Here is a 4673-nt window from a genome sequence, read left to right as displayed (position 1 = left end):
AAAATAAATATTATATAAATATTATTTGCAGGGAGACTGGATAAATGGGGAAGAAGATGAAGAAAAAGCAAACTAAATTACTAGTAAGCGCACTAACTGCTAGTATCGTATTTTCACAAGCACAAATGGTTAACGTATTTGCACAAAGCCCAACAAAGCTAGATGAAGCTGTAGCAAATCTTAACACTAACACTAACGTAGAAAGTAAATTGAATCTAACTGCAGAACAACGTCAAGCTCTTAAGAACATTGACAAGTTCAATGCACGAGGACTTCATTTATCGGACGACGTGAACTTAGATAGTTCAAAGACAGTATCAGTTATCGTAGAGTTCAAGAACAAACCGAAGAAAGTTGCTTTACTTGAAGCAGCTGTAAATGGACAAAATCTATCTTCTACAGAAGCACAAAGCAATGTAGATGATGATCATGCAACGTTTAAAACTGATTTAGCAAACACATTTAAAACAAAATCAGATGGAACGTACAAAGTAAGTCGTACATTCAAAACTGCATTCAATGGAATATCACTACAAGTCCCTGCTAACAAACTACAAGAATTAGTACAATCAGGAGCAGTTAAAGCAATCTACAGTAACCAAACTGTACAATTAGATGAACCTAAAACACCTGATGCACAAGCTGTTTCAACTGAAGCACATGGAAGAGGGATGGCAGCAGAACGTTCTTACCTAAAAATCGACCAACTGCACAAAGAAGGTTTCACAGGTAAGGGTATTAAAGTAGGTATCCTTGATACTGGTATTGACTATAACCACCCAGATTTAAAAGCTGCTTATAAAGGCGGTTATGATTTTGTTGATAATGATAATGATCCAATGGAAACAACTTATGCTGATTGGGTAAAAGCTGGAAAACCACTTATCAATGGTGGCGCTGAACCTTACTACACAGAACATGGAACGCATGTAGCTGGAACAATCGCAGGACAAGGAACAGCTGATAACGACTTAGCTACTACTGGTATTGCACCTGACGCTAGTATCTATGCTTATCGTGTACTTGGTCCAGGCGGTGGCGGAACAATGGAAGCAATCATCGGCGGTATTGATAAAGCGATTACAGATGGTATGGATGTAATCAATTTATCTCTAGGTGCAAATTACAATGATCCATTAACACCTCAAAGTGTTGCACTTAATTATGCAGTATTAATCGGTGTAACAGCTATCGTTGCTGCAGGTAACTCTGGAGATGCAATGTACACTGTTGGAAATCCTGGAAATGCAGCTCTAGCATTAACAGTAGGTGCAAGTGATGTACCAACTACGATTCCAACAATCAAAGGCCATGACGACGGCGTGAACTATGACATGCAATTATTAGCAAGAAACTTTAGCGATGACCTAACAAGTTTAACAACAAAAACATTCCCAATCGTAGATGTGGGATTAGGTCAATCTTTTAACTATTTTGGTGCAAATGCTCGAGTAGACGGAAAAGTTGTTTTAATTCAACGTGGAAATAGTACGATTAATGATAAAATTTTACAAGCAAAAAATCGCGGCGCTGCTGCAGTAATCATTTACAATAACGTTGATGGTCTTATGCCTTTCNNTTTCTATTTAGGTGAAGGTGTAGATTTTGTTCCTTCATTTAATTTAACAATGGCTGATGGCGCTGCATTAAAACAACAAATCGCAAACGGTAAAAGAGAATTCACCTTTAGTGATGTAAGTTCAATTACAACAAAAGGCGATGAGTTAGCAGGATTCAGTTCACGTGGACCATCTCGAGTAACGTATGATATCAAACCAGAAGTTACAGCACCAGGCGTAAGTGTGTTATCAACTGTTCCTGGATTCGCTCATAGCCCAAGTAATCCAAGTGATTACACATATGCATATGAACAAATGTCAGGAACATCAATGGCAACTCCGTTCGTAGCAGGTGTTGCAGCATTGTTAAAACAAGCTAACCATAACTTACAACCAGAAGATATCAAAGCTTTATTAATGAATACAGCTGACCCGTTAAGCAAGAATTATTCTGTATATGAAGTTGGTGCTGGACGAGTTGACCCGTACCAAGCTTTACATTCTTCTGTTGAAATTAAAGTAAAAGATAAAACACCAATCGTAATCAATGGTGAACAACAAGACATCAAAGAAACAACAAGCGCATTAAGTTTCGGTAACGTAGCTTACACTGGCAAAGATTTAGTGAACACTCGTGCAGTAACAATTGAGAACAATAGCCTTACACCAAAAACGTTTGATGTAAAAGTCACGTATCAAACAGATGCAAGAGGTTCAAAAGACGCAGTGAAAAACGGTGTATCTGTTGACTTTGACCCTTCATTCAAAGTACCTGCATATGGCAAAGTTAGAAAGGATGCAATCTTAACAATCCCGAAAACTGCTGAAAAGGGCTTCTATGAAGGCTATGTAACATACACAAATCATAGCAACCCAACTGAAACATATCGCGTTCCTTTCGGAGTACATTATGTTGAAGAAGGAATTAAAGATTTCACACTTGCTCGAAACTCAATTACCAATGACCGAAATCAATTAGCAAGCACAATTATGGATCCATCTATCGTTGCAACAATGTCATTAAACTCTCACATGAGATATGTATACGCAGTCCTTTCTGATGCAAAAACAGGTGAAGATTTAGGTTTAGCGAATTCGTTCGATGGAATGGGTTATGAAGAAGGCAAAACATACACATTCGTTCCGTTTTCAGGATTTTACTACCCATATGCTGATAGCACTAAGCAAACTATCAAGAAAGTTGGGGTTTTACCAAGAGAAGGCCATTACAAACTAAAAATGGTTGGCGTAAACGACGCTGGTAAAGAGTTTGTTAATGCACAAGATTTATTCATTGACAATACTGCTCCTGATAAGTTCGATGTGAAAGTACCAGGGGAAAAAGAAGGAAGTCCTTTTGTTGAATACAAGAAAGGTGAAACTTCAATTCCAGTTACAGCTTCTATTCATGACCAAATGGTTGATCAAATGAAAGCAGCTGGCATCAAGATTAATCAAGGTACGAATGGAATCCCTTATGCTTGGATGGCCAACAAACCCAATGGAAAACTTCAATTGGATGAAAACGGAAATGGTACAGACAAAATCGCAATAGCTCCAAATTCACAAATTACATGGGTTGATTTTGTTGCTGGCGACCAAGCGACTAATGCAAACGCTCATAAAACGTACTACCTTGTTGAAGACACTTACTCATATGTGTATGGCGAACCGCATGGCCCAACTCGTTACAATGCGATGATTACACATGTTGGAGATACAAGAACAACTACGTTAACTGCTAATAATGTAACGAATGTAAAATCAGCTCTTTACACGTTTACTAATAATACTCTTGATACAAATGTTGAAAGTGTTAAGTTAAATCCTGCAGCTGAGGCTTTAGGAGGCGTTCTAACGACAACATCAACTACAACACAAACAACATCTGGTCCAGTCGTTACGACAAAAGCGGAAGTTGCGTTTGATGGTTCTAAAGAAGTAACAGGTGATATCCCAATGGTTGATGTAACAGTTAAAATCCAAGACAGTGTAAAGCCTGCACTAGGATCAAGTTTAACACTTTCTTCTACAAAGATTACAAGTGTTGATGGTAAAGTAACAAATCCATGGGGCACATTCCCAGGAATCGTAATTCTACCGAAGTTCGCTGGTTTAGGTGGCTATGTATATGCTCAAGGTTTATTCAAGGATGGCAAATTCGATTCTACTGTAACAAGAGATTACACAACAATGGGAATTAAAGCATTTGTCCAAGACAAAGACGGAAAAACATACGATGGCACAATGGCTAAGAATGGTCAGTACTATGTAACTGGATTACCAATTACTCGTGATGATATGAAAGTTGTGTTCGATGTTCCTGGACACTTTAACACATACACTGACTTCCATGGTATGTACGGGAATTTAGATGGTGAAGATTATGGCGTTTCTGGTTACATTGGTTCTGATGTTTACACAGCAGTTGGTGGTGACGTAAACAAGGACAACGTAATCGACATCATGGACGCACTGGCTATCCAAACATATTGGGGAACAAATAAACGTAGTGCAGATATTAACTTCGACGGAACAGTTGACGTAAATGACTTTGCTTATGTGTACTACAACTACGGACTTGGTAACCCAACAAATCCAAATGCAAATCCAAAAGCTAAGAAAACGGACAAAGGTCAAACGTTAGAAAGTATTATCGTAGAATTAGGCTTAAATTAATTTAACTGGTAACCTGGGCAGCTTCTGCTGTTCAGGTTATTCCATTTTTAAAATTAAAGTAACGTTAGGAGGACCATTTTTAAATGTTTCAGGTCGATTTGATTATAGTAAAGATTACTCTATGACTTCTCCAATAATCACGATTGTAAATCAATAAAGGTAAAGAAGTAAAAACGAATAGTTTTAATAAAAATGGCTAGTTTGATATGGTAGGTCTTGAACCATCTAAAGTAGATTATACAATTATTCAAGACATTCCTGGACACTTTACTACTTATACAAACGATAATATTATGAGAATAATTATGGTACGCTTGAAGGGACCATATGGAGGTTACTATACAGCAAGTTCAGATACGATAGTATCAGCTACTGCAGGAGACGTTAATAAAGATAATGTAATCGACGTAACGGATGCACTGGCTATCCAAACAT

The 4673-nt window shown here is 37.7% G+C and carries 1 protein-coding gene; it reads left to right on the top strand.

The features are described 5' to 3' along the window. Positions 1-44: 44 nt before the first annotated feature. Positions 45-4238 carry a S8 family serine peptidase gene (locus V7137_RS08485; RefSeq protein WP_335697676.1) on the top strand — a complete coding sequence of 1398 codons (4194 nt, stop codon included), beginning with the start codon at positions 45-47 and terminating at the stop codon, positions 4236-4238. Positions 4239-4673: the final 435 nt, after the last annotated feature.

The sequence above is a fragment of the Neobacillus drentensis genome, assembly GCF_036962765.1.
GTDB classification, from domain to species: Bacteria; Bacillota; Bacilli; order Bacillales; family Cytobacillaceae; genus Neobacillus; species Neobacillus drentensis_C.
The sequence above is the reverse complement of the archived record's forward strand: the minus strand, read 5'-3'. Positions and strand labels throughout refer to the sequence as shown.